At 68.2% G+C, this 18794-nt stretch carries 23 protein-coding genes; 8 read left to right on the forward strand and 15 right to left on the reverse strand.

Annotation, left to right across the window (positions count from 1 at the left end; all coding sequences use genetic code 11):
- Positions 1-81: 81 nt before the first annotated feature.
- A complete protein-coding gene (locus tag BM162_RS01360) occupies positions 82-1086 on the forward strand; it encodes a serine hydrolase domain-containing protein (RefSeq protein ID WP_093416664.1) in 1005 nt (334 codons plus the stop codon).
- A 6-nt stretch (positions 1087-1092) separates the two neighbouring features.
- Here the strand turns inward: BM162_RS01360 and BM162_RS01365 are convergent, their stop codons facing one another.
- Together BM162_RS01365 and BM162_RS01370 are read right to left on the reverse strand one after the other, a co-directional pair.
- A complete protein-coding gene (locus BM162_RS01365; protein ID WP_093416667.1) occupies positions 1093-1521 on the reverse strand; it encodes an FKBP-type peptidyl-prolyl cis-trans isomerase in 429 nt (142 codons plus the stop codon).
- Between the two features lie 116 nt (positions 1522-1637).
- Positions 1638-2033, reverse strand: a complete 396-nt coding sequence (locus BM162_RS01370; protein WP_093416670.1) for a VOC family protein — start codon at positions 2031-2033, stop codon at positions 1638-1640.
- A 385-nt stretch (positions 2034-2418) separates the two neighbouring features.
- Between BM162_RS01370 and BM162_RS01380 the strand changes: the two genes are divergently transcribed.
- From BM162_RS01380 to BM162_RS01390, 3 genes are read left to right on the forward strand one after another with little or no spacing between them, the layout of a single operon-like run.
- Positions 2419-3096: a haloacid dehalogenase type II gene (locus tag BM162_RS01380; RefSeq protein WP_093416676.1), complete on the forward strand. Its 678-nt coding sequence runs from the start codon at positions 2419-2421 to the stop codon at positions 3094-3096.
- On the forward strand, positions 3096-3914 hold the full coding sequence (locus BM162_RS01385; protein ID WP_177215004.1) for an alpha/beta fold hydrolase: 819 nt from the start codon (positions 3096-3098) through the stop codon (positions 3912-3914). The genes BM162_RS01380 and BM162_RS01385 overlap by 1 nt, the downstream gene beginning before the upstream one ends.
- Positions 3911-4882 carry a threonine ammonia-lyase gene (locus BM162_RS01390; RefSeq protein WP_093416681.1) on the forward strand — a complete coding sequence of 324 codons (972 nt, stop codon included), beginning with the start codon at positions 3911-3913 and terminating at the stop codon, positions 4880-4882. Before BM162_RS01385 ends, BM162_RS01390 begins: the two co-directional genes overlap by 4 nt.
- Before the next feature lie 82 nt (positions 4883-4964).
- Here BM162_RS01390 and BM162_RS01395 read toward each other — a convergent pair whose 3' ends face one another.
- Positions 4965-5726, reverse strand: a complete 762-nt coding sequence (locus BM162_RS01395; RefSeq protein WP_093417756.1) for a DUF1013 domain-containing protein — start codon at positions 5724-5726, stop codon at positions 4965-4967.
- Positions 5727-5876: 150 nt separating this feature from the next.
- On the opposite strand from BM162_RS01395, the gene BM162_RS01400 reads away from it, so the two are divergent.
- The gene (locus tag BM162_RS01400; RefSeq protein WP_093416683.1) at positions 5877-6506 is read left to right on the forward strand and encodes a ribonuclease T2 family protein; all 630 of its coding nucleotides are present in this window, start codon (positions 5877-5879) and stop codon (positions 6504-6506) included.
- 6 nt (positions 6507-6512) lie between these two features.
- On the opposite strand, the gene BM162_RS01405 is transcribed toward BM162_RS01400, so the two are convergent.
- The 4 genes from BM162_RS01405 to BM162_RS01420 all read right to left on the reverse strand — a co-directional run bounded on the left by BM162_RS01405 (position 6513) and on the right by BM162_RS01420 (position 9255).
- Positions 6513-6956 (reverse strand): COG4315 family predicted lipoprotein, encoded by a 444-nt coding sequence (locus BM162_RS01405; protein WP_093416686.1) that lies wholly within the window; start codon positions 6954-6956, stop codon positions 6513-6515.
- 60 nt (positions 6957-7016) lie between these two features.
- Positions 7017-7466, reverse strand: coding sequence for a COG4315 family predicted lipoprotein (locus BM162_RS01410; protein WP_177215006.1), 450 nt, complete (start codon positions 7464-7466; stop codon positions 7017-7019).
- An 83-nt stretch (positions 7467-7549) separates the two neighbouring features.
- A complete protein-coding gene (locus BM162_RS01415) occupies positions 7550-8545 on the reverse strand; it encodes an NAD(P)H-quinone oxidoreductase (protein ID WP_093416691.1) in 996 nt (331 codons plus the stop codon).
- 14 nt (positions 8546-8559) lie between these two features.
- Positions 8560-9255 carry a COQ9 family protein gene (locus BM162_RS01420; RefSeq protein ID WP_093416693.1) on the reverse strand — a complete coding sequence of 232 codons (696 nt, stop codon included), beginning with the start codon at positions 9253-9255 and terminating at the stop codon, positions 8560-8562.
- Positions 9256-9365: 110 nt separating this feature from the next.
- Between BM162_RS01420 and rpsU the strand changes: the two genes are divergently transcribed.
- On the forward strand, positions 9366-9572 hold the full coding sequence (rpsU, locus tag BM162_RS01425; protein WP_057812606.1) for a 30S ribosomal protein S21: 207 nt from the start codon (positions 9366-9368) through the stop codon (positions 9570-9572).
- A 317-nt stretch (positions 9573-9889) separates the two neighbouring features.
- On the opposite strand, the gene BM162_RS01430 is transcribed toward rpsU, so the two are convergent.
- Genes BM162_RS01430 through BM162_RS01440 form a run of 3 tightly spaced genes read right to left on the reverse strand, consistent with a single transcriptional unit; the run spans position 9890 to position 12409 of the window.
- Positions 9890-11581 (reverse strand): methyl-accepting chemotaxis protein, encoded by a 1692-nt coding sequence (locus BM162_RS01430; RefSeq protein ID WP_143096093.1) that lies wholly within the window; start codon positions 11579-11581, stop codon positions 9890-9892.
- A gap of 14 nt (positions 11582-11595) precedes the next feature.
- A complete protein-coding gene (locus BM162_RS01435; RefSeq protein WP_093416698.1) occupies positions 11596-11886 on the reverse strand; it encodes a hypothetical protein in 291 nt (96 codons plus the stop codon).
- 58 nt (positions 11887-11944) lie between these two features.
- Positions 11945-12409, reverse strand: coding sequence for an Lrp/AsnC family transcriptional regulator (locus tag BM162_RS01440; RefSeq protein ID WP_093416701.1), 465 nt, complete (start codon positions 12407-12409; stop codon positions 11945-11947).
- Positions 12410-12537: 128 nt separating this feature from the next.
- Between BM162_RS01440 and ald the strand changes: the two genes are divergently transcribed.
- Entirely contained in the window at positions 12538-13656 is a 1119-nt protein-coding gene (ald, locus tag BM162_RS01445; RefSeq protein ID WP_093416703.1) for an alanine dehydrogenase, read from the forward strand.
- Positions 13657-13666: 10 nt separating this feature from the next.
- Here ald and BM162_RS01450 read toward each other — a convergent pair whose 3' ends face one another.
- Both BM162_RS01450 and mscL read right to left on the reverse strand, forming a co-directional pair.
- A complete protein-coding gene (locus tag BM162_RS01450; RefSeq protein ID WP_093416706.1) occupies positions 13667-14011 on the reverse strand; it encodes an ArsR/SmtB family transcription factor in 345 nt (114 codons plus the stop codon).
- A 115-nt stretch (positions 14012-14126) separates the two neighbouring features.
- Positions 14127-14561: a large conductance mechanosensitive channel protein MscL gene (gene mscL, locus BM162_RS01455; RefSeq protein ID WP_093416708.1), complete on the reverse strand. Its 435-nt coding sequence runs from the start codon at positions 14559-14561 to the stop codon at positions 14127-14129.
- Between the two features lie 135 nt (positions 14562-14696).
- Between mscL and BM162_RS01460 the strand changes: the two genes are divergently transcribed.
- Entirely contained in the window at positions 14697-15395 is a 699-nt protein-coding gene (locus tag BM162_RS01460; RefSeq protein WP_093417759.1) for a glutathione S-transferase family protein, read from the forward strand.
- A gap of 22 nt (positions 15396-15417) precedes the next feature.
- On the opposite strand, the gene BM162_RS01465 is transcribed toward BM162_RS01460, so the two are convergent.
- The 3 genes from BM162_RS01465 to BM162_RS01475 form a co-directional block, all read right to left on the reverse strand.
- The gene (locus BM162_RS01465) at positions 15418-15888 is read right to left on the reverse strand and encodes a YtoQ family protein (RefSeq protein WP_093416711.1); all 471 of its coding nucleotides are present in this window, start codon (positions 15886-15888) and stop codon (positions 15418-15420) included.
- Between the two features lie 86 nt (positions 15889-15974).
- A complete protein-coding gene (gene pheT, locus BM162_RS01470) occupies positions 15975-18371 on the reverse strand; it encodes a phenylalanine--tRNA ligase subunit beta (protein WP_093416713.1) in 2397 nt (798 codons plus the stop codon).
- Between the two features lie 134 nt (positions 18372-18505).
- Positions 18506-18715, reverse strand: a complete 210-nt coding sequence (locus BM162_RS01475) for a hypothetical protein (RefSeq protein ID WP_093416716.1) — start codon at positions 18713-18715, stop codon at positions 18506-18508.
- Positions 18716-18794 lie beyond the last annotated feature (79 nt).

Consider the following 18794-nt stretch of genomic DNA (forward strand, 5'->3'; position numbering starts at 1 on the left):
TGAACGATCTTTATGAACGGCTGTCGCAGTCGTGAAGTCACGCCGGGTGACGCAGTCGCGCGCCCGGCTAGTCTTTCGGGCATGACGCAACTGACCCGCCGCACCGTCATCGCCGGGCTTCTCGCCACGGCCGCCACGCCCCTTCTCGCGCAGGAGGCGCCCTTCGCCGCGGCCCTGGAACGGGCGCGCGAGTTCGAGCAACTCCACTCGCTGACCATCGCGGTCGATGGACGAACGCACGTCGACCGCGCGATCCGCGGCCCGGCGCTGGGGCGGATCGTCAACGTCAAGTCGGTGTCGAAGTCGATCGTCTCGGCGCTCGTCGGAATCGCCATCGCCCGGGGCCACCTCGATGGCGTGAACCAGCCCATCGCGCCGCTGCTGGAACGCGAACTTCCCACCGATCTCGACCCTCTGCTGTCCGAGGTGACCATCGGCGACCTCCTGTCCATGCGGGCGGGACTGGAGCGAACCTCGGGCGGAAACTACGGCGCATGGGTGTCGTCCTCGAACTGGGTGCGCGACGCCCTCGCCCGCCCCTTCGTCGCCGATCCCGGCGGGCGGATGCTGTATTCGACCGGCAATTACCACATCTTGGGCGCGATACTCTCGCGCGTCACCGGCGACAGCCTGCTGACGCTGGCGCGCAACTGGCTGGGCGACCCGCTGGGGATCGCCGTGGCGCCGTGGGTGCGCGACCCGCAGGGCCGCTATTTGGGCGGAAACGACATGGGCCTGACCGCCACCGGCCTGCTGCGGTTCGGAGAGACCTACAGGCAGGGCGGCACATGGAACGGCACCCGCGTCCTGCCCGAAAGCTGGGTCGAGGCGTCGTGGACGCCGCGCGCCCGCTCGCCCTGGTCGGGCGACGCCTATGGCTACGGATGGTTCCTGTCGGAGATGCGGGGCCACCCGACCGCCTATGCCCGCGGCTACGGCGGGCAGGCGATCTGGGTGATTCGCGACCTGGGCCTGACGGTCGTCGTGACCTCGGACCCGAACCGTCCGGCACGCAGCGAAGGCTACATGGGCGACCTGCACGACATGGTCGCCTCGCTCATCGTGCCGGAGGCGCAGGCGGCGTGAGCCGCCTTACTTGATCTCGACGAGCTCGACCTGGAACGTCAGTTCCTGCCCGGCGAGCGGGTGGTTGGCGTCGAGCGTCACTTCCGAATCGTTCACGTCGGCGACGACGACCGGGATGGTCTGCCCCTCGGGCGTCTGCACCTGAAGCTGGGTTCCCGGCTCGGTCGGGATGTGCTCGGGGATCTGCTCGCGCGGGACGGACTGCGTGCGCGCCGGGTCGCGGTCGCCATACGCCTGCTCGGGCGCGACGGTGACGGTCTTGCTTTCGCCGACCTCCATGCCGCTTACGGCACTGTCGAGGCCGGGAATGATCTGACCCGATCCGACGGTGAATTCCAGCGGCTCACGGCCTTGGCTCGAATCGAAGGTGCTTCCGTCGGCGAGCGTGCCGGTGTAGTGCATACGGACGGTATCGCCCGGCTTTGCCTGGCTCATGTCGTGTCTCCTGTCTGCGGGGTTTGAGTTTTCCGAGGCCGCCAGTCTCGGCGGGTGCTCGGTATTGACAGGTATCCAAACAAGGCAGGGCCGGAATGTAAACCCGCCCCCACCCGTTAGTGGCCGGGCTCCGCCGGCGTCATCAGCCCGACCGCCGCACCGCCGGGGTCGGTGACGATGGCGATGCGGCCCACGCCCGGCACGTCCCACGGCGCCCGCAGGACCTGCCCGCCCGCCGCTTCCGTCGCCTTCGCGGCGGCGTCGACATCGGCCACGGCGAGATAAGTGAACCAGTGGGCCGGCGCATCCTTGAGTTGCTCCATCCCCGTCATGTCCATGATGCCGGCGACCGGTCGCCCCTCGCGGTTGGCGACGCGGTACCCGGTTTCGCTGTCCGGCATGGGCATGGCGTCGAACGTCCAGCCGCAGAGTTGCCCGTAATAGTCGACCGAGCGCGGTACGTCCCGCGTCATCAGCTCGCTCCACCAGACCTTTCCGTGATGTTCAGACATGGCATCCTCCATCGCCGCTCGGCGGCGGAAGGGTACCACGGCCGGCGTGAGTCGGTGCGGGCTTTGTGGCGGTCACTCGCGCGGTCACCGCTCTAGGGCGAATGGCGGGAGATACCGCTGGTATGACAGCGCGGCACGCTCGACGTCATGTCCGGCCGTGCCACGCAGTGGCTCGGGCAGCGCCCGTCGCGCCCTCCAGGACGCGCGCTTCACCCCCGCCCACCGGACGCCCGCCGCCATCTCGTCGCAGGCTCGGATGTCTGAGCCGCTCATCGACAAGCTGCTTCAGCTGCTCCGTCCCACCGCCCCGCCACATCAGCCGCCAGCCACTTCCCCCGCCCCGCCCCCTGTGGCAGGGTCCGCCGCGAACCCGAGGGGGACGGACATGGCCATCACCACCTGCGTCTTCGACGCCTACGGCACGCTGTTCGACGTGAACGCCGCCGCCCGCGAAGCCGCCGCCGAGCCGGGGCGCGAGGCGCTGGCGGAAAGCTGGGAGCGGATCGCCCACGACTGGCGGCTCAAGCAACTCCAGTACACCTGGATCCGTGCCATCACCGGAGAGCACGCCGACTTCTGGCAAGTGACGCAGGACGGGCTGGACTGGGCGCTCGAGGCGGCGGGGCTCGACGATCCCGAGCTGCGGGATCGTCTGCTCGCTCTCTACCGCAATCTCTCAGCCTTTCCCGAGGTGCCGGACGTGCTGGCCTCGCTCAAGCAGGCCGGCAAGACCTGCGCCATCCTGTCGAACGGCTCGCCCGATATGCTGGAGTCGGCCGTCGCGTCGGCCGGTATCGTGGATCATCTCAACGCCCTGCTGTCGGTCGAGGAGGTGGGCGTGTTCAAGCCCGATGCGCGGGTCTACGATCTTGTCGCGATGCATCTGGGCTGCCAGCCGGGTCAGGTGCTGTTCGTGTCGTCCAACGGCTGGGACGCGGCATCGGCCACGGGCTACGGCTTCACCACCGCCTGGGTGAACCGGGCCGGCGAGCCCGTCGACCGGCTCCCGGCGCGGCCGCACCACGTCCTCTCCGACCTCTCGACCATCCCGGACCTCGCCTGATGCCCCGCTTCACGACCTCGGACGGCCTGTCGCTGCACTACACCGACGACGGCGAAGGCACGCCGATCCTCTGCCTTTCGGGGCTGACCCGAAACGGCACCGACTTCGACTATGTCGCGCCGCACCTCGCCGACTGCCGCCTGATCCGGCTGGATTATCGCGGGCGCGGCCGGTCCGACTGGGCCGCCCCCGAAACCTACACCGTCCCGGTCGAGGCGCGCGACGCGGTGGAACTGCTCGACCACCTGGAGCTGCCCCGCGCCGCCGTGCTTGGCACCTCGCGCGGGGGGCTTGTCGCGATGACGCTGGCCGCCACTGCGAAGGATCGCCTGGCGGGCGTCTGCCTGAACGACATCGGCCCCGTGATCGCGGCGGAAGGGCTGCAGGTCATCATGGGCTATATCGGCCGCAACCCGAGACACCGCACCCATTCCGAGGCCATCGCCGACCGCGCCCTGCTGCTCGCCGGGTTCGAGAACGTGCCCTCTTCGCGGTGGGAGGAGGAGGTGCGCAAGCACTACGACGAGACGCCCGAGGGGCTGCGGATCAACTACGACCCGGCCCTGCGCGAGGCTGTGGAGGCGGCCGGCGCGCAGCCCGCGCCCGACCTCTGGCCGCTCTTCGACGCGATGGAGGGACTGCCCCTCGCGCTGATCCGGGGCGCGAACTCGGACCTGCTGTCGCCCGAAACGGCGGCCGAGATGCGACGCCGCCGGCCCGACATGATCTTCGCCGAGGTCCCCGACCGCGGCCATATCCCCTTCCTCGACGAGTCCGAGGCCGTCGCAGCCCTCAGAGAGTGGATCAAGCTCCTATGAACATCGACATGATCGAGGCCGCCGCGCGGCGCATTTCCGGCCACGCGCGCCGCACGCCCCTGCTGTCCTCCCCCTTCCTGGACGAGATCGCGGGCCGTCGCGTGCTGGTGAAGGCCGAGCCGCTCCAGCACACCGGCAGTTTCAAGTTCCGCGGCGCATGGTCCGCCGTCTCGGCGCTCGACCCGGAGGTGCGGGCCAAGGGCGTGATAGCATTCTCGTCGGGCAACCATGCGCAGGGCGTGGCCTATGCCGCCAAGCTGCACGGCGTGCCGGCGGTGATCGTGATGCCCGAGGACGCGCCGCGGCTGAAGATCGCCAATACCCGCGGCTTCGGGGCCGAGGTGGTGCTTTATGACCGCGCCAACGAGGACCGCGACGAGATCGGCGCGCGGCTGGCCGAGGAGCGCGGCCTGACGCTGATCAAGCCCTTCGACGAGCCGCAGGTGATCGCCGGACAGGGGACCTGCGGGCTCGAGATCGCCGAACAGGCCGCCGAGATGGGCATCGGCGAGGCCGACGTGCTGGTCTGCTGCGGCGGCGGCGGGCTGACGTCGGGCATTGCGCTCGCGTTCGAGGCACACGCGCCGGGCCTCCGGGCCCGCCCCGTGGAGCCCGAGGGATTCGACGATACCGCCCGTTCGCTCGCGGCCGGCCGGATCGAGCGCAACGCGCGGATGACCGGCAGCCTGTGCGACGCCATCGTGACGCCGCAGCCCGGCGAGCTGACATTCCCGATCATGCACCGCCTCTGCGGCCCCGGCCTGTCGGTTTCGGACGAGGAGGCGCTGCGCGCCATGGCCGCCGCTTTCCTCCGGCTGAAGCTGGTGGTCGAGCCGGGCGGCGCGGTGGCGTTGGCGGCGGCACTGTTCCGCCCGAAGGCCGTCGAGGGTGATACGGTTATCGCCGTCTGCTCGGGCGGAAACGTCGATCCGGCGCTGTTTCGCGAGGTGCTGGAAAGGTTCGGCTAACGCCGCTTATGCACCGCCGGAACGAAAAACGCCCGCTTCATCCAGAGCGGGCGCTTCTTTATTACTGAGGCGACCAGGCGGCTTACGGCTGCTCGTCCTCGTCGTCCGGCGCGTCCTTCGGCAGGTTGAAGAAGCTGTCGGCGTCGGGCACCTCGCCCTCGTCCTCGTCTTCCCTCAGCTCCTCGCCCGAATCCGAAAGCGAGAACGTCTCGAGCCCGGAAATCGCCGTCGGCATGCGCGGCTCGGCCTCCATCTCGAGGCTCTGCTCGGTCGAGACCAGCTTGCGCCGTTCGTCGTCGGACATCACCGCGCCCTCGCGCGCCTTCTTCGCGGCAGCCTTCTGCACCGCGGCGTCCAGCTCGGACTGCTTGCACAGGCCCAGCGCCACCGGGTCGATCGGCTGGATGTTCTGGATGTTCCAGTGCGTCCGCTCGCGGATCGACTGGATGGTCGGCTTGGTCGTGCCCACCAGCTTCGAGATCTGCGCGTCGGCCAGTTCGGGGTGGAACTTGACCAGCCAGAGGATCGCCGCCGGGCGGTCCTGCCGCTTCGACAGCGGGGTATAGCGCGGACCACGCCGCTTTTCCTCGCCCAGCGAGGCCGGGTTGAACTTGAGCTTCAGCTTGTGAAGCGGGTCGGTCTCGGCCTTGTTGATCTCGGCCTGGGTCAGCTGGTTGTTCGCGACCGGGTCGAAACCCTTCACACCGGCGGCCACGTCGCCGTCCGCGATGCCCTGCACCTCAAGCTCGTGCATCCCGCAGAAATCGGCAATCTGCTTGAAGGTGAGCGTGGTGTTGTCCACCAGCCAGACGGCAGTGGCCTTGGCCATCAATGGTTTGTTCATCGCGTCGGTCTCCTTCGAACGATCTTCCCGGGCAGCCTTCCACATACGAGTTCCGTGGCCGGGAAAACGGCCGGTCCGGCTGGACCCTTACCTCGTTTTCGGGGAAGTTGAGCCTGATATAGTGATCCTGCCCCGCGGAGAAAAGAGAAAATGCGCCTTTTGGCCCTTCTCATCCTGTGGCCTTGGGCCGTTTGGGCCGAAGGCGAGCGCGCGGGTGCGTTCGACTATTACGTGCTTGCCCTGTCGTGGTCACCGACCTGGTGCGCGCTTGAAGGCCACGCGCGCGGCTCTCCGCAATGCGCGGACGAGGCCGACAACGGATGGATCCTGCACGGGCTCTGGCCGCAATACGACCGCGGCTGGCCGTCCTACTGCCCGACCGATGCCGCCGACCCGCCGCGCGCCCGCACGGCAGAAATGGCCGACGTCATGGGCACCGCCGGGCTCGCATGGTACCAGTGGAAGAAGCACGGCCGCTGCACCGGCCTGTCCGCCGACGCCTATTTCGACACTGCCCGCTCCGCATACGACTCCGTCCGCAAGCCGCCGGTCTTCCGCGCGCTGGACGGCCCCGTGCGGCTCCCGGCGTCCGTCGTGGAAGAGGGGTTCCTGGAAGTGAACCCCGCGCTCACCCCCGACATGCTGACGATCACCTGCCGGGAGGGCCGGATCCAGGAGGCGCGCCTGTGCCTGACGCGGGACCTCGAGCCGCGGCGCTGCGGGGAGGACGTGATCCGCGACTGCGGGATGACCGACGCGCTGATGGCGCCGATCCCCTGACGACGATCACTCGAACGCGACGGGCCGCGCCAGAGCCCAGGTGCCACCGTACGCCTCGACCCCGTGGCCCTGCGGCGTCTCGTCGTACTGGTCCTCGACGAAGCGGTACAGCGGCCAGCCCTCGTAGGTGATCACCATGTCGGTCCGGTCCTGCACCGTGCCGAAGTCGGAGGCGTCCAGTTCCTCCACCGGGTTGGCCGACAGACCCACCACCGGCGGCCAATCCTCTTCGCACTCTCCGACGCAGGCGATGCCGTCATCGACCAGCTCGTCCGCCGAAAAGACGTAGAGCGGGTGGCCGACATTGTCCGTCAGGTACGGGCCGAACTCGTCGGAGGCGATAACGCCGATGGGGATGGAGCCCGCGTCCTGCTCAAGCTCCGGAAGCTCCTGGGCGGTGGCGGCGGTCACTGTGAAGGCGGCGGCGACCGTCGAGACGATGCGCAACATGCGGTTCTCCGGGTTCAGGATGGGCCGCGCCGTGGGCCGGCGCGGCGAGGTCGTCGGGGCTCAGGCATCGTGCTCCTCGACGATGGTTCCGTCGGGACCGACGAGGTACCATTCGCCGCCGAAGCTCTCGATATCCTGCCCCTGCGGCGTGTCCGAGCCCTGGTCCTGCGTGAAGGTGTAAAGCGGCCAGCCGTTATAGGTGACGACGCTCTGCCCCTCGTGATCCATCGTTCCGATCATCGAGGCATCGACGCCCTCGCCCGCCTCCGGCGCATCGCCGGTGACCAGCGGCCAGGCCTGCAGGCAGTCGGGGTTGCACGAAATCACCGGCGCGGCGTCGGCCGTGCCCTGCGTGTCGGCGGTGAAGGCATAGAGTGGCGCGCCCTCGCCGTTGGTCAGATAGCTGCCGAACGCCTCGCTCTCGGCGACCTGCAATGTCGTCCCGTCCTGCGCCAGCGCCGGCAGCGCCGGGGCGAGCGCGACTGCGGCTGTCAGAAAAAATCGCGTCATGGGAAGGTCCTCCTCTGGCATCCCTCCCGACGAACGTGACGCCGCGGGCGGGGGTTCCCGCCCGCCCCGACGCCCGGCGGCTCTCAGCCGCCCGCCACTTCAAGCACGATCTTCCCGATATGAGCGGAGCTTTCCATGCGCGCATGCGCCTTCGCCGCATCCTCGAGCGGGAAGTGCGAGTCCATCACCGGCGCCACGCGCCCGGCATCGACCAGTGGCCAGACGTGCTCGCGCAGCTCGCCCGCGATCCGGGCCTTGGCGGCGTCCGACTGCGGCCTCAGGGTCGAGCCGGTGATGGTGAGCCGCCGGGCCATGACCTCGCCGAAGTTCAGCTCGGCCGAGCGCCCCCCGAGGAAGGCGATTTGCACCAGCCGCCCGTCGTTCGCCAGCGCCTTGACGTTGCGCGGGATGTACGGCCCGCCGACCATGTCGAGGATCAGATCGGCTCCGCCCTCGGCCTTGAGCACCTCGACAAAGTCCTCTTCGCGGTAGTTGATCGCCCGCTCCGCGCCCAGTTCCCGGCAGGCGTCGCATTTGCCGCCCGACCCGGCGGTGGCGAAGACGCGCGCGCCGAAGGCCCGCGCCAGCTGAATTGCCGTCGTGCCGATGCCGGACGATCCGCCATGGACGAGGAACCGTTCGCCCGCCGTCAGGCCGCCGCGCATGAACACATTGGACCAGACGGTGAAGAAGGTTTCGGGCAGGCAGGCGGCTTCCTTCAGCCCCAGCGCCTTCGGCACCGGCAGGGCGTGCGCCGCGGGCGTCGTCACGTACTCGGCATAGCCGCCGCCGGGCAACAGCGCACACACCGCGTCCCCCTCGGCCCACTCGGTCACGCCCGGCCCGACCGCCGCGACCGTACCCGCCGCTTCCAGCCCCGGCAGATCGCTCGCCCCCGGCGGCGGGGCATAGGCCCCCGCCCGCTGCAACGCGTCCGGCCGGTTCACCCCCGCCCAAGCAACGCGGATCAGGATCTGTCCGTGCGCCGGGCGCGGCACCTCGCGGCGAACGGGCCGCAGCACGTCGGGCCCGCCGGAGTCGCTGATCTCGACGGCGGTCATTTGGTCGGGAAGGGTCATGAAAGCTCCTGTGGTTACTCGCTCGGCCCCGCCCAACGGCCCGGCAGGTCCATCCGGGGCATGCGCGACGGCGCCCGCACCTTGCTTAGCGCCCAGTTCGGGCCGGCGAAAAGAGTGCGCAGAAGGCGGTTTTCGTTGACCGTCTTCTTCGCCTTCTCGATCCGCATCACGTCCTCGATCCGGCGGTCGAGGAATTCCCACGTCTCGTGATGCTCCGGCGTCTCGTCCCCCAGCCAGTACAGCACCGTCGCGCCGTAGACGCCCGAGAGCGTCGCGCGCTTGGTGTACCAGTTGATGTCGTCCGACGGGTCGCCCAGCGCCGTCCAGATGGCGTCCGCCGTCTCCCACAGCGCCTTCGCGCCGTCGGCGGAGTGTTGCGGTAACGCGAACAGCGTCGCGCCCCGGCGCACCGCCTCCCGGTCCTCGATGACTTCCAGCCGCGTCCGCACGGCGCGCGCCACCTTGTCCCGGAAGCGCAGGTCGTCCAGAGGCTCGGACTTGAGGCGCTTGGTCATCGCCTCGTCGCCGCGACGGTGGAAGGCCAGCGCCAGGTCGACGGCCCCGCGCGGGAACAGCGCATGAGCCTCGGCCAGTTCTATGCCGGCGTCCTTCGCCGCCGCCCTCAGCGTCGCCTCGCTCCAGCCGTCGAAGGGCACGTGGACGAGCGCGGCGTCCAGGATAGCGTCTCGCGGGTCGTTCGGGTCGATCATGGCGGGCTCCCGTGTCAATTCAACGCGGTGGACAAGCTAGGCGCGCTTTGCTATACGGCCAGCTCCTGCGAATTTTCGAAACCCTAACTTAGAAAGGTGGTGACAACCACATGCAGGTCAGCGTTCGCGACAACAATGTCGATCAGGCGCTTCGAGCCCTGAAGAAGAAGCTGCAGCGTGAGGGCGTCTTCCGCGAGATGAAGCTTCGGCAACATTTCGAGAAGCCGTCCGAGAAGCGCGCGCGCGAAAAGGCCGAGGCCATTCGCCGTGCCCGCAAGCTCGCGCGCAAGAAGGCGCAGCGCGAAGGGCTTCTCTGAAGCACCCGAACACTGGGCGGCTCCGGCCGCCGAACTGGCGACCCCCGGGCCCACGGCTTCGGGGGTTTGTCTTTTTTGGCGGAGGGGTCGCGGAAGGATAAACCGGCATCGGCAACCTTTGCGCTACCGATGAACGGCGGCGCCGGTCGACGATAGGACGAGACGAGGCTGGCGGTTGTCTCCAATCCGACGGCTCTCCGCCGGCGCGACGTCGACTCGTCCTTCGGATTGTCCGGCGACCGACGCTTTATCGGACAGCGGCGCGGCAGAGCATAGGGCGCTGCCGCCGCCGGTCGCCGCTCCGTGTCCTACTCCTGTCACTCCGCCGCCAGGCTGAACCTCTCGGCCTCGCGCGTGCGGAAAGCGGCCATCGCGTCCTTCAGGTCGTCCGCCGTCTGCGACAACGACATTGTGGCGGCGGTCGTTTCCTCGAACATGGCGGCATTTCGCTGCGTAACCTCGTCCAACTCGTTCACGGCGACCGAGATCTCCGAGAACCCGCGGGACTGGCTGGAGGCAGATTCGGCGATTTCCGCGACCTTGTGCGAGATATCGTTCGCCGCGCCGACGATGCCGTCCAGCGTCGCACCCGCCCGGTTCACGAGGTCGACCCCGATCGAGACCTGCGACCCGCTTTCCCGAATCAGGTCGCCGATTTCCCGCGCGGCTTCGGCCGCGCGCTGCGCCAGCGCCCGCACTTCCGAAGCCACTACGGCGAAACCCTGTCCGGCCTCGCCGGCCCGTGCGGCCTCGACCCCCGCATTCAGGGCAAGGAGGTTGGTCTGGAAGGCGATGTCCTCGATCACGCCGTTGATCCGCGCGATCTGGCTTGAGCCTTCCTCGATCCGACCCATCGCCGCGACCGCCTCCTGCACGATCTCGCCCGATCGTCCGGCCTCTTCCTTGGCCGAGGCAGCCGACCGAGCCGCCTCACCCGCCGCCTCGGCGGACGACTTCGCCATCTGCGTGAGGTTTTCCACGGACGACGCTGTCTGCGCCAAGGTCGCCGCTTGTTTCTCCGTCCGCTCCGACATGTCCTGCGCCGCCGCGGCGATCTCGGACGAGCCCCGGTTGATGTCGCCCGCCCGGGCGGTAACGGTCGACAGCGCGTGGTTCAGCCTGGCGACGGCGTCGTTGAAGTCCCGGCGCAGCGCTTCGTACTCCTCGGGCAGGTCGTCGCCAAGGCTGACGCTCAGGTCCCCGTCCGCCAGCCGCCCCAGTGCCCGGCGGAGCGCGTCGACCACAGCCTCACGGCGCCGCTCCTCGGCCTCTCGTTGCGCAGTGCGGTCCGCCTCGGTCTCTCGAGCAGCGCGTTCGGCCTCCACGGCACGGGCTTTCTCTGCCTCGGCCTCGCGCCGTGCGGCTTCCGCCGTCTCGCGCGCCGACTCGGCCATTGTCTTCTGTTCAAGCGCCGCCGTCTGCGCCGCCTCAGCGCTCTCTCGCGCCTGCTCGGCCCGGCTGGAGGCGGCCGCGAGTTCCTGCTTCTGCGTTTCGCTCTGGGCGTCCGCCTGCAGCCTGACAGAGACGGCGAGCACCAAGGCAATGGTCTCAACCACCACGATTACTCCGTGCAGCACCGCCCGCTCGACATTATCCACCAGGCTTGCCGCCGGGTAGATCAACTGAGGCATCGCCACGCTGAGCACCAGGTGGTGGACTGCGATGGTGCCGGCGGCCATGAGGATTGCGCGGATGTCGATCAGCGCGACCAGCGTTGCGAGAAGCGCGAAGAACAGCATATGACTGTCCAACTGCCACGGATGCCCCGACAGAGCCGCCGTGACGGCAATCGCCTGTCCGACAAGGCCCTGGGACACGCCGAGGCGCGCGATGTCGCCGCCCTGCATCAGCGCGATCTGCCCAAGTCCTGCGAAGATGAACGCGATCAGCGGGGCCACGACGAGTGACGCGCCTGTCCAGGTCGCCACCGCCGACACCACAGGCACCAGGCCCCATGTCGCGAGCGCGAGGCGTCTTGCCGCCGCTGCCTGCATCTCTTCCCGGGTCATTTGCGTTTCCATCTTCATCCCCCGCAGATCCAGTCGAGCGCGCGCGCATCCAGCACAGTCAGCGCCCCTTCACCCTCGAGCCGAGCCGGAAAACCGGATGGCCCGGCAGCGAGCACCCCCAGCAGCGCCTCGCGCGGGCCGACAATGGCGCCGCCGGCCGCCGCGACGCGGGCGGCAGCATCCTGCCAGGGCAGGAAGACGGCAAGCACCGGCCCGTTGCCCGAGCGCGGCGCCTGCGCCACGGCACCCGCTACGGGCGCCAGGGCACCGCCGCACAGAAAAATCAGCCAGACCGCGATTCGCATGTCACCTCCGCTCGAGTCCCGAACGGTCTAGTGCGGAGCGCTTAAGAAGAATTGAACGTCAGACCGGCAAAGCCGTCGTCGCACGCACCGTCCGCAGCGCGAAAGAGGATTGCATCTGTGCCACCCCCGGCAATCGCGCGAGGTGTCGGCGGTGGATGCGTGCGAAGTCCTCGGTGTCGGCCGCCACGATCTTGAGCAGGTAATCGGCCGCGCCCGCCATCAAATGGCATTCGAGCACATCGGGAATCCGCGCGACCTCTCGCTCGAACGCATCGAGCACCTCGTCCGCCTGCGTCGACAACGTGATCTCTACGAAAACAATCGTCGGACGGCCCAGCGAGCGAGCGTCGAGCAAGGCGACGTATCCCGAGATGATCCCCTCTTTCTCGAGCCGCTGCACCCGCCGGTGACAGGCCGACGCGGACAGGTTCACCTCTTCCGATAGCTCGGCATTGGAGATCCGGCCGCGTCGCTGCAGCACCGACAGAATGCGGCGATCAATGGCGTCGAGGTCGGATTGCATGCAAGATCCTCTCACGAAAGTGGCCGGGTTGCGCACGATCCTTCGCAACAACCTCGCAATCGCACGGCAAGGTTTCAACCGTTTTCCCTCCTCCCGCGTTAAGCTGATGGAAAGGGAAGGAGGACATCATGAAGATCGGTTGCCCGAGAGAGATCAAGCCGCAGGAGTACAGGGTCGGCCTGACACCGAATGCAGCACGGGAGGCGGCGGCGCATGGCCACGAGGTGATCGTCGAGACGGAAGCCGGCGCCGGCGCCGGCTTTCCCGACGTGGATTACGAGGCCGCCGGCGCACGGGTCGCGGCGACGGCGGAAGAGGTCTTCGCCGACGCGGAGATGATCGTGAAGGTGAAGGAGCCGCAGCCGGTCGAGCGCCGCATGCTGCGCGAGGGCCAGGTACTGTTCACGTACCTGCACCTCGCCCCGGACCCGGAGCAGACACGCGACCTGATGGAGTCGGGCGCAACGTGCATCGCATACGAGACGGTGACCGACGACCGGGGCGGCCTGCCGCTGCTGGCCCCGATGTCGGAAGTGGCCGGGAAGCTCGCCCCCCAGATGGGTGCCTGGACGTTGCAGAAGGCGAACGGCGGACGTGGCGTCCTGATGGGGGGCGTTCCGGGCGTAGGGCCGGCACAGGTGGTGGTGATCGGCGGCGGCGTGGTCGGCACGCATGCGGCGCGGGTCGCAGCCGGCATGGGTGCGGAGGTCACCGTGCTCGACAAATCGCTGCCTCGGATGCGCTACCTGGACGACGTTTTCGGCGGCGTGTTCCGCACGCGCTATGCCAGCGCGGGGAACACGGCCGAGATGGTGGCACAGGCCGACATGGTCGTGGGTGCTGTGCTCATCCCTGGCGCGGCCGCGCCCAAGTTGGTGAGCCGGGCGCAACTGTCCGAGATGAAGCCGGGCGCCGCGATCGTGGACGTGGCGATCGATCAGGGCGGCTGTTTCGAGACCTCGCGCCCGACCACGCACGAGGACCCGATCTACGAGGTCGACGGGATCATGCATTACTGCGTCGCGAACATGCCAGGCGCGGTGGCCCGGACGTCGACGCTGGCCCTGGGCAACGCGACCATGCCGTTCATGCTGGAACTGGCCGACAAGGGCTGGCGCCAGGCGTGCGAGGACGACCCGAACCTGCTGAACGGCCTGAACGTCCATGCGGGGCAGCTGACGTATCACGCTGTGGGTCGGGCGCTGGGTATCGACGTGCTGTCGCCCCGACTGGCGTTGAAGCGGTGACGCGGCCTCTTCAGGCGGCGCCGGTACTGCAGAACATGTCGTAAAGAACGTCCATGATCTGCCGCGGGCGGTCGTCGGCAAGGCTGTAGTAGATCGTCTTGCCTTCCCGCCGCGGCACCACCAGCCCCTCGAGCCTGAGGCGCGACAGTTGCTGCGACACCGCCGCCTGTCGCGCCGACAGTAGACGTTCAAGCTCCGATACCGACTTCTCGCCAGTGGCAAGATGGCACAGGATCATCAGACGCCCCTCATGGCTGATCGCCTTGAGGAAGTTGGACGCCCGCGTCGCATTCTCGACCATCAGATCGACCTCGACGTCGGGCGTGTCTTCGGCTTTCGCCTCCTGAAGCGTCATTCCTCCTCCAGTTCCACTCGTTAACCGGGGCAATACACCTCCCCAAGGACACAGCATACGATCTGAATATCTGGAATTAGATATGGTTCCCCCGGGCGCGCGGCAACCTCCCGACTCAGCGAGCCTTCAGCGCGTCCCGGATCTCGATGAGGATGTCCTTCTCGCTCGGGCCGGCCGGCGCCGCGGGCGTGGCCTCTTCCTGCGACTTGCGCTCGGCGGCCTCCTTCACGCGGTTGACCAGCTTGACCAGCAGGAACACGACAAGCGCGATGATCAGGAAGTTGATGATCGCCATGAAGAAACTGCCATAGGCGAAGACCGCCGCCCCGGCCTCGCGCGCCTCGATCAACGAGGCATATTCGCCGTCTCCCGACATGACGATGAAGAAGTTCGAGAAGTCGATGCCGCCGATGATCACGCCAATCACCGGGTTGATCAGGTCCTTGACCACCGAGTTCACGATTGCCGTGAAGGCCGCGCCGACGATGATGCCGACCGCCATGTCCATGACGTTCCCGCGCGAGATGAACTCCCTGAATTCCTTCAGCATGTCCCTGGCTCCCCGTTCCGATTGTCCCGCCCTCTGCATACGCGCACAGCAGGCGGCTGGGAAGGCGCGCGGGCAGAGGTTTCCTCCGGCGCTTGACCCGTTACGTCAGGCATGACCGAAATCACCGGAGGCACCATGTCCGACCTGTCCGACTTCCCCATCACCCGCCGCTGGCCGCCGCAGAACCCGTCGGTGATCCAGCTTTACTCGTTCCCGACGCCGAACGGGGTGAAGGCGTCCATCGCGCTCGAGGAGCTCGGCCTGCCCTACGAGCCGCACAAGGTGTCGCTGTCGGACGAGGACGTGAAGAGCGATGCCTTCCTGTCGCTCAACCCCAACAACAAGATCCCGGCGCTGATCGATCCGGACGGCCCGGACGGAAAGCCCATCGGCCTGTTCGAATCCGGCGCCATCCTGATCTACCTGGCCGACAAGACGGGCCGCCTGATGCCGGAAGGCGCGGATCGCTACCACGTCATCAAGTGGCTGATGTTCCAGATGGGCGGCGTGGGGCCGCTGTTCGGGCAGCTTGGCTTCTTCTGGAAGTTCAAGGGGGCCGAGATCGACGATCCGCGCCCGCGCGAGCGCTACGTGAACGAGGCGAAGCGCCTGCTGAACGTGGTCGAGACGGCGCTGGACGACGGGCGCGACTGGATTGCCGGCGACTATTCCATCGCCGACATCGCGCTCGCCCCGTGGCTGCGCGCGCTCGACTTCTACGGCGCGCGCGACGTCACCGGCTGGGCCGACCACCCGCGCACGGTCGCCTATCTGGACCGGTTCCTCGAGCGGCCGGCGGTGCAGCGGGGCCTGGACATTCCGGCCCGCGACTGATCCCCGGAAACCGGCGCGGCGCTCACTCGGCGGCTGCGCCGGCACGGCCGGGCAGCGCTCCCGTCAGGACATAGCGCAGGATGTCGACGACCTGCTCGGGCGTTTCGGCGACGGCCTGCGCCGCCGCATCGACTTCCTTGAGCGCGTGCTGGTGTTCCTGCGGGTGCAGCACGACCAGCGACTTGCCCAGCGCGGCGGCGTAGCCCGCGTCGAAGGCCGCGTTCCACTGCTTGTACTTGTCGCCGAAGCGCACGACGACGATGTCTGCCTGCTCGATCCCCCGCCGGGTGCGGATGGCGTTGAGCTTTGCGCCCTTGCTGTCGTGCCAGAACTTGTCCGGCTCTTCGCCCAGGATAGACACGCCGCAATCGTCGCTCGCGGCGTGGTCGGTCACGGGGCTTTCGAAGGCGACATCGAGCCCCTTCGCTCCCTCGACGATCCGCTCGCGCCAGTCGGTGTGGATTTCGCCGGAAAGATAGACCTTGAGTGTCATGTCGGTTCTCCTTGCTCCCCTGGCACCTAGCGGCGCGGCGGGCCTTGGCCACGGCCGCATGCACCAGGAACCGGGCGGGCGCGCCGTTAGCCCCTGAGCGCGCCGCCCGTCGCCTTTCCGACCTTCTGAACGATCTTCTGCGACACGGCGTCGATATCCTTGTCGGTCAGGGTCTTCTCTTTCGGCTGCATCCGCACCGTGATGGCGAGCGACTTCTTGCCCTCGCCAACCGAGCCGCCGACGAACTGGTCGAAGACGCGCACCTCTTCGATCAGTGCCTTGTCGGCACCCGCCGCCGCGTTGACGACGTTCAGCGCCTCGACATCGGCATCCACGACAAAGGCGAAGTCGCGCTCGACCGCCTGAAGGTCGCTCAGCTCCAGCGCGGGCCGGGTCGCCGTCACCTTGCGCGGCAGCGGCACCTCGGTCGGCCAGACGGTGAAGGCGACCGCCGGGCCCTTCACGTCGAGCGCGCGCAGCACCTTCGGGTGCAACTCGCCGAACACGCCCAGTACTTTCTTCGGGCCGAGGCAGATCACGCCGTGCCGCCCCGGATGCCACCACGCCGAGCCGGTGCGCAGGATCTGCGCCTTGGCCGGTGCGCCGATGGCCGACAGCACAGCCTCAACATCGGCCTTGGCGTCGTAGACATCGACCGCGCGGGCCGCGCCGTGCGGATCCTTCGGGCCGGTGCGGCCGACCAGCAGGCCCGAGACCTGCATCTGCTGCTCTTCCGGCTCGCCGCCCTCGAAGACCGGCCCGACCTCGAACAGCGCGAGGTCCGCGAAGCCACGCGCCTGGTTGCGCGCCGCGGCCTGCAGAAGGCCCGGCAGCAGCGACGGGCGCATGTGGCTCATCTCGGACGAGATCGGGTTGTCGAGCATGGCGGCATCGCTGCCGCCACCGAAAAGCTCCGCCGCCGCCCGGTCGATGAACGAGTAGGTGACGCACTCGTTATAGCCCAGCGCCGCGCAGGTCCGGCGGGCGGTACGCTCGCGCACCTGGAGGGGCGTCAGCACCGGCTTGGGCACGCCCGCCTGCGGCCGGCGCATCGGCTTGCCCTCGAGCTTGGTCAAAGACGCCACCCGCGCGACCTCTTCCACCAGGTCGGCTTCGCCTTGCACGTCCGGACGCCAGGTCGGCACCTGCGCCATGTCGCCGTCCAGCGTGAAGCCAAGTGCCTCAAGCGTCGCGCGCTGTTCGCTCGCCGGGATATCCATGCCAACGAGCGACTGCACCCGGTCGGTGTCCAGCCGGTAGGCGCGGGCGACGTCCGGCACCTCGCCCGCCTGCACGGCCTCGGACGCCTCGCCGCCGCAAATGTCGAGGATCATCTGCGTCGCCAGGTCCAGCCCCTCGGGCGTGAAGGCCGGGTCGATGCCACGCTCGAACCTATACCGCGCGTCCGAGTGGACCTTCAGCGCCCGGCCGGTGCGCGCGATCGTGACGGGATTCCAATAGGCGCTTTCCAGGAAGACGTTCACCGTCTCCTCGGTGCAGCCCGTCGCCTCGCCGCCCATGATGCCGGCGATGCTTTCCGGGCCCTTGGCGTCCGAGATCACCATCATGCCAGGCTGGAACGTGTACGTCTTCTCGTCCAGCGCCTCGAGCGTTTCGCCGCCTTCGGCCAGGTGCACGCGCAGGCCGCCTTTGACCTTGTCGGCGTCGAAGACGTGCAGAGGACGGGCGCGGTCGAAAGTGAAGAAGTTGGTGATGTCCACCAGCGCCGAGATCGGGCGCAGGCCGATGGCCTTCAGCCGGTCCTGCAGCCACTGAGGCGACGGACCATTCTTCACGCCGCGAATGACGCGGCCGCAGAAGACGGGGCAGCCGTCGCGGGTGTCGTAGTCGATGCTGACGCCGATGGGCGACGGGAAAGCGCTGCTGATCCGGGCGCTCTTCGCCGGCTTCAGCGTCCCGACGCCGCGCGCGGCCAAGTCGCGGGCGATGCCGCGCACACCCAGCGCATCCGGGCGGTTCGGAGTGATCGCGATCTCGATGACGGGATCGACCTTCGCTGGATCGTTCTCAGCCAGCCAGTCGGTGAAGCGCTGGCCGACCTCGCCCGAGGGCAGTTCGATGATGCCGTCGTGCTCTTCCGACAACTCCATCTCGCGTTCGGAACACATCATGCCGTGGCTCTCGACGCCGCGGATCTTGCCGACCTGGATGGTGGTGTCGATGCCGGGCACGTAGGTGCCGGGCTTGGCGACGACAACGGTGATCCCTTCGCGCGCATTCGGCGCACCGCAGATGATCTGCTGGTCGCCCGCGTCGGTCTCGACCAAGCAGACCTTCAGCTTGTCCGCGTCGGGGTGCTTCTCGGCCTTCTTGACGTAGCCGAGCGTGAAGTCCGACAGACGCTCAGCCGGATTCTCGACCCCTTCGACCTCGAGCCCGAGGTCGGTCAGCGTCTCCGTGATCTCGGCCACGGTGGCGGTGGTGTCGAGGTGTTCCTTCAGCCAGGAAAGCGTGAATTTCATCAGTCCGCCTGTCTCTCGTCTCGGGTCAGGCGGTGCTTATCGCATGTGTCGGAAGGGGGGAAGGGGCCGACGGGTCCGGCCCGCCCCCGGCGCGGCATGCAGCCCGGACCGCGTTGCGGTCCGGGCAAGCAGGGTCAGGCGGTCAGTCGCAGTTCCACCGGCGCGACCGGGGCAACCTGGGCGGCTTCCACCGGCTCATCGCCGTCGAACCAGCCGAAGATCCAGGCCAGCGCAGCCAACACCACGATGACCGCGATGGTGATCCACAGCCACGTCATCGAGCCCTTCTTTTCGTGTGTTTCCGTAACCTTCGGGTCGCGATAGTTCTTCGGGTCTTGTGCCATGTCGTCCTCCTGTCGCCGTTGATAGGCCTTTCCTCCCGTCAACTTGCGGCGACACTCCGCTGTTCCCCGATCCGCGGTG

The organism is Tranquillimonas alkanivorans (assembly GCF_900115595.1).
GTDB classification, from domain to species: domain Bacteria; phylum Pseudomonadota; class Alphaproteobacteria; order Rhodobacterales; family Rhodobacteraceae; genus Tranquillimonas; species Tranquillimonas alkanivorans.

Coding starts and splice junctions, on each gene's coding strand:
- BM162_RS01435 (WP_093416698.1), bottom strand. CDS start 11,886: ATGCGAATCGCGGTCTGGCTGATTTTTCTGTGCGGCGGTGCCCTGGCG.
- rpsU (WP_057812606.1), top strand. CDS start 9,366: ATGCAGGTCAGCGTTCGCGACAACAATGTCGATCAGGCGCTTCGAGCC.
- BM162_RS01405 (WP_093416686.1), bottom strand. CDS start 6,956: ATGTTGCGCATCGTCTCGACGGTCGCCGCCGCCTTCACAGTGACCGCC.
- BM162_RS01365 (WP_093416667.1), bottom strand. CDS start 1,521: ATGAGCCAGGCAAAGCCGGGCGATACCGTCCGTATGCACTACACCGGC.
- BM162_RS01415 (WP_093416691.1), bottom strand. CDS start 8,545: ATGACCCTTCCCGACCAAATGACCGCCGTCGAGATCAGCGACTCCGGC.
- BM162_RS01465 (WP_093416711.1), bottom strand. CDS start 15,888: ATGACACTCAAGGTCTATCTTTCCGGCGAAATCCACACCGACTGGCGC.
- BM162_RS01410 (WP_177215006.1), bottom strand. CDS start 7,466: ATGACGCGATTTTTTCTGACAGCCGCAGTCGCGCTCGCCCCGGCGCTG.
- BM162_RS01360 (WP_093416664.1), top strand. CDS start 82: ATGACGCAACTGACCCGCCGCACCGTCATCGCCGGGCTTCTCGCCACG.
- BM162_RS01450 (WP_093416706.1), bottom strand. CDS start 14,011: ATGACGCTTCAGGAGGCGAAAGCCGAAGACACGCCCGACGTCGAGGTC.
- pheT (WP_093416713.1), bottom strand. CDS start 18,371: ATGAAATTCACGCTTTCCTGGCTGAAGGAACACCTCGACACCACCGCC.
- BM162_RS01460 (WP_093417759.1), top strand. CDS start 14,697: ATGTCCGACCTGTCCGACTTCCCCATCACCCGCCGCTGGCCGCCGCAG.
- BM162_RS01420 (WP_093416693.1), bottom strand. CDS start 9,255: ATGATCGACCCGAACGACCCGCGAGACGCTATCCTGGACGCCGCGCTC.
- BM162_RS01390 (WP_093416681.1), top strand. CDS start 3,911: ATGAACATCGACATGATCGAGGCCGCCGCGCGGCGCATTTCCGGCCAC.
- BM162_RS01395 (WP_093417756.1), bottom strand. CDS start 5,726: ATGAACAAACCATTGATGGCCAAGGCCACTGCCGTCTGGCTGGTGGAC.
- BM162_RS01370 (WP_093416670.1), bottom strand. CDS start 2,033: ATGTCTGAACATCACGGAAAGGTCTGGTGGAGCGAGCTGATGACGCGG.
- BM162_RS01380 (WP_093416676.1), top strand. CDS start 2,419: ATGGCCATCACCACCTGCGTCTTCGACGCCTACGGCACGCTGTTCGAC.
- mscL (WP_093416708.1), bottom strand. CDS start 14,561: ATGCTGAAGGAATTCAGGGAGTTCATCTCGCGCGGGAACGTCATGGAC.
- BM162_RS01430 (WP_143096093.1), bottom strand. CDS start 11,581: ATGACCCGGGAAGAGATGCAGGCAGCGGCGGCAAGACGCCTCGCGCTC.
- BM162_RS01400 (WP_093416683.1), top strand. CDS start 5,877: ATGCGCCTTTTGGCCCTTCTCATCCTGTGGCCTTGGGCCGTTTGGGCC.
- BM162_RS01385 (WP_177215004.1), top strand. CDS start 3,096: ATGCCCCGCTTCACGACCTCGGACGGCCTGTCGCTGCACTACACCGAC.
- BM162_RS01440 (WP_093416701.1), bottom strand. CDS start 12,409: ATGCAATCCGACCTCGACGCCATTGATCGCCGCATTCTGTCGGTGCTG.
- BM162_RS01475 (WP_093416716.1), bottom strand. CDS start 18,715: ATGGCACAAGACCCGAAGAACTATCGCGACCCGAAGGTTACGGAAACA.
- ald (WP_093416703.1), top strand. CDS start 12,538: ATGAAGATCGGTTGCCCGAGAGAGATCAAGCCGCAGGAGTACAGGGTC.